Raw genomic sequence first — 3,733 nt, 5'->3', positions numbered from 1 at the left:
CGACAAGGCCAATGCCGAGGTGGTGGCGATGGGCATCGACGCGACCCAGCAGGCGATGCTGGCCGGCGCCGTCGACGGCGCCTCGATCCGCGAGCCGGCGCTCACCATCGTGCAGATGCGCAACCCCGCCATCAAGCTCATCGCCACCGGGGGCGAGATGTTCCCCGATCAGCCGGGCACGGTGGTGGGCGTGTTCGGCGCCTTCGCGGACAAGAATCCCGCCGCCGTCGAGGGCCTGGTCAAGGCCGTGGTGCGCGCCGTCGAACTCCTGAAAAGCGATCCGGCCCGCGCGGCGAAACCCGTGGAGGCGGCGCTCGGCAAGGGCATCACCGACACCGCGACCATCACCAAGGCGCTGACCTCGCCGGCCGCCCGGTTCACCGCCGACCCGCGCCAGATCATCGAGGCCACGAAGAAGATGCAGGCCTACCAGGTCTCCATCGGCACCCTCGACAAGGACGTGCCCCTGGAGGGCCTGTTCGAGCCCAAATACTACGAGGCCGCCACCAAGCGCTGAGGGCGCCGTGTCAGGGCCGACCCTCAGCGCGCCGCGCCTGGGTCAGCCCGCCATAGCCCCAGGATTCCGCCGGGACCTCGTCCACCACCACGTAGGTGGCGAGCGGCAGGCCCTCCCCCAGGGTTTCGGCCATGAGCCGGTGGGCGGCCGCGACGAAGGCCGCCTTCTGCGCCGGGCTGTTGCTGCCGGCCGTGACCGTCGCGTCGAGATGGGCCGCGATCCTCGTCGGGGCCGCGCCGATGCTCCAGGCGCCCGGCGCCGTGCCCTCCACCAGCACTGCCGTGAGGTCGGCCCGCTTGCCGAGAACCTCGGCCATCAGGGTGGTGACGCCCGCCTGGAGGGCGGCGAGAGCGGCGGCACCCGGGGGCGGGCCGGCGAGGGTGACGTGGACGAACGGCATATGGTGGTCTCCTGCGGTAGACCGGCTCTCGCGGCGGCGTCGTGTTGACGGACCAACGTGTACGGGCGCAGCATCGTCGCGAAAATCGCGAAGATCCGAACGGATCGTTTGGGAAAACCGAATGGTTGTCACCAACCTCGACCTCGATGCCCTGCGCAGCTTCGTCACCGGCATCGATCTCGGCAGCTTCGCGAAGGCCGCCGAGCGCCTCGACCGCTCGCCTTCGGCCCTCAGCCTGCAGTTGCGCAAGCTCGAGGGGCAGCTCGGCCAGCCTTTGACCCGGAAGTCCGGCCGGGGCCTCGCCTTGACCGAGGCCGGCGAAGCCCTCCTCGGCCCGGCACGGCGTCTGCTCGCCCTCAACGACGAAACCCTGGCGATCGTCCGCGGACCGGCGTTGGCCGGCCGCGTCCGCCTCGGCCTGCCGCAGGATTTCGCCGAGACCTGGCTGCCGGGCCTCCTCGGCCCCTTCGCGCGCCAGAACCCGGGTGTGCAGGTCGAGGTGCGGGTGGAGACCAATGCTGCCCTGCTGGCGGGGCTTCACGCCGGGCGCCTCGACCTCGTGCTGGCCTGGGAATCCGGCGCCGTCCCGTCGGAGGCCTGGCCGGGCCCGGCGCCGCTCGCGCGCCTCGACCTGCCGATGGCCTGGATCGGGCCGCGCGACGGTTTCGTGCGCGCCCTCGACGCGACCCTGCCCCTGGTCGCGTTCGCGGCGCCGTGCCTGTTCCGCCAGGCCGGCCTGCGGGCCCTCGACGGGGCCGCGATTCCGTGGCGGGTCGCCTTCGCGTCGCCGAGCCTCACCGGTCTCTGGGCCGCGGTGGCCGCCGGCCTCGGCATCGCCCTGCGGGTTCCCCACGGCCTGCCGCCGACGCTGCGCGCCCTGGAGCCGGCCGAGGCGAACCTGCCGGCGCTGCCGCAGATCGGCCTGGCGCTGCGGGCCCACGATGCGCAGCGCGGCCCGGCCCTCGAGCGCCTCGCGGGCATGCTGCGCGCCGCCATGGCTCCGAAGCTGTTGGCCTGAGGGCCTACTCGGCGGCGAACAGCCCGGGCAGGCCGGCATCGCCGGCCGGCGGTGGGGATCCGGCTGGGCCGCCGGGCTTCGCTTCGGCCGACGCCTTGGGATCGCCGGGGGCGGTCTCGCAGGCGAGCGCCGGTAGCGCGACGATGCGGTTGCCGCGGTAATCCATGCGGCACACGATGGTGCCGCGGGTCTCGACATAGGCCAGCAGGCGCCGGGCGCGGCCGGGCGAGCGGCTGCCGATCGCCCGCGCCAGGGCCTCGTCGCCGGGGCAGGGCTCTCCGGCGAGCGCCGCGCGGGCGAGCAGCAGGAACAGGCCCTGGACCTCGTCCGGCAGGGTGGCGGCGACGCCTTGTGCCTCCTCCCAGCGCCCGTCCGCCTCGTCCGGGGCGACGTCGGCCCCGTCGAATCCGGCTCGGGCGACGCCGAGGCGGCGGCGGAAGGCGGCCAGGCTGATCGCCTCGCCATCAAGGCTGCGCATCCGGCAGCGCACGAGGAAGTCCTGGTAGACCACCGCCACCGGCTGGCCGCCGGCATCGGGGTCGGCCGCGATGCCGCGCAGGACCGCGTCGAGCCCGGCCCGGATCTCCGCCTCGCTGAGCGGCTCCGGCGCCTCCACCGGCTCGGGGCGGTAGGCGCTCAGCTCGCGCATGAGGTCGGCCGGCGTGGCGCGCGGCGTTGGCGGCGTGCGGGGCGCTGGCGCCCACGCCAGCGCGGGCTCGTCGGCCGAGCGGGTGAGGATGAGGGCGCGCAGGTCCGCATCCGCCGGGGCGGGCAGCGGCACGAGCTTCGGCGAACCCGAGCGCGCCGAGGTCGTCACCGGGCCGATGCGCAGCGCTAGGGGCCGCCGGCTCAGGGCCGGGCCCAGCGCCACGAACTCGCCGCGCGACAGGTCGCGAAACCGCTCGGCGCCGCGCCGGTCGAGGCCGAGGAGGTCGGCCGCGCGTGCCATGTCGATGTCGAGGAAGGTGCGGCCCATGAGGAAGTTGGTGGCCTCGGCCGCGACGTTCTTGGCGAGCTTGGCGAGGCGCTGCGTTGCGATGATGCCGGCCAAGCCCCGCTTGCGGCCCCGGCACATCAGGTTGGTCATAGCGCCGAGCGAGGCCTTGCGCGCCTCGTCCGAGACGTCGCCAGCCGCTGCGGGGGCGAAGATCTGCGCCTCGTCGACGACGATCAGGGCGGGGTGCCAGTGGGTGCGCTCGGCCTCGAACAGGCCGCCCAGGAAGGCGGCCGCCGCGCGCATCTGTGCCTCCATGTCGAGGCTCTCCAGGGTGAGTACCACCGAGACCCGGTGCGCCCGCACCCGGGCGGCGATAGCCTGGAGGTCGGGCTCCGTGTGGGCGCCGTCCACCACCACGTGGCCGTAGGCCTCGGCCAGGGTAACGAAGTCGCCCTCGGGGTCGATGATCACCTGCTGCACCGCGCCGGCGCTCTGTTCCAGCAGGCGCCGCAGGAGGTGCGACTTGCCCGAGCCGGAATTGCCCTGGACCAGGAGACGCGTGGCCAGGAGCTCCTCGAGGTCGAGGCGCGCGGGCTCCGCCCCCGGCCCCATGCTCAGACCCATCTCGATGCCGACCGTCATGCCTGCTCCGGCTCCCGCGCCGAGGCTCGTTCCCCGGGGCTCCTATGGCTCTCGCACGAAGGTCTTAACACGCGTGCCCTCCGGCAGGTCCGTTGCCCGGGCTGGGCGTCCACAGGTGAGGGGTCGCACCCGGAAGGAGTAGAGGTCTGTATTTGTTCCCCTTTCGTTCATGTGGGCTCTTCGGTGATAGGCTCAAGTGCCTAGGCTCAAAGACCTATG

At 73.5% G+C, this 3,733-nt stretch carries 4 protein-coding genes; 2 read left to right on the top strand and 2 right to left on the bottom strand.

Annotated features, from left to right (window positions below; genetic code table 11):
- Positions 1-517, top strand: a 517-nt coding sequence (locus tag MFF30_RS25825) for an ABC transporter substrate-binding protein (RefSeq protein WP_238283144.1), incomplete at its 5' end; no start/stop codon positions are given.
- Positions 518-527: 10 nt separating this feature from the next.
- On the opposite strand, the gene MFF30_RS25820 is transcribed toward MFF30_RS25825, so the two are convergent.
- Entirely contained in the window at positions 528-917 is a 390-nt protein-coding gene (locus tag MFF30_RS25820; RefSeq protein WP_238283142.1) for a tautomerase family protein, read from the bottom strand.
- 121 nt (positions 918-1,038) lie between these two features.
- On the opposite strand from MFF30_RS25820, the gene MFF30_RS25815 reads away from it, so the two are divergent.
- Positions 1,039-1,935: a LysR substrate-binding domain-containing protein gene (locus MFF30_RS25815; RefSeq protein WP_238283139.1), complete on the top strand. Its 897-nt coding sequence runs from the start codon at positions 1,039-1,041 to the stop codon at positions 1,933-1,935.
- Between the two features lie 4 nt (positions 1,936-1,939).
- Here MFF30_RS25815 and MFF30_RS25810 read toward each other — a convergent pair whose 3' ends face one another.
- Positions 1,940-3,514: a helicase HerA domain-containing protein gene (locus MFF30_RS25810; RefSeq protein ID WP_238283137.1), complete on the bottom strand. Its 1,575-nt coding sequence runs from the start codon at positions 3,512-3,514 to the stop codon at positions 1,940-1,942.
- Positions 3,515-3,733: the final 219 nt, after the last annotated feature.

It is taken from the genome of Methylobacterium goesingense (assembly GCF_022179225.1).
Taxonomy (GTDB): Bacteria; Pseudomonadota; Alphaproteobacteria; order Rhizobiales; family Beijerinckiaceae; genus Methylobacterium; species Methylobacterium goesingense.
Note: the sequence above shows the minus strand (reverse complement) of the source record. Positions and strands in the feature narration are given on the sequence as shown.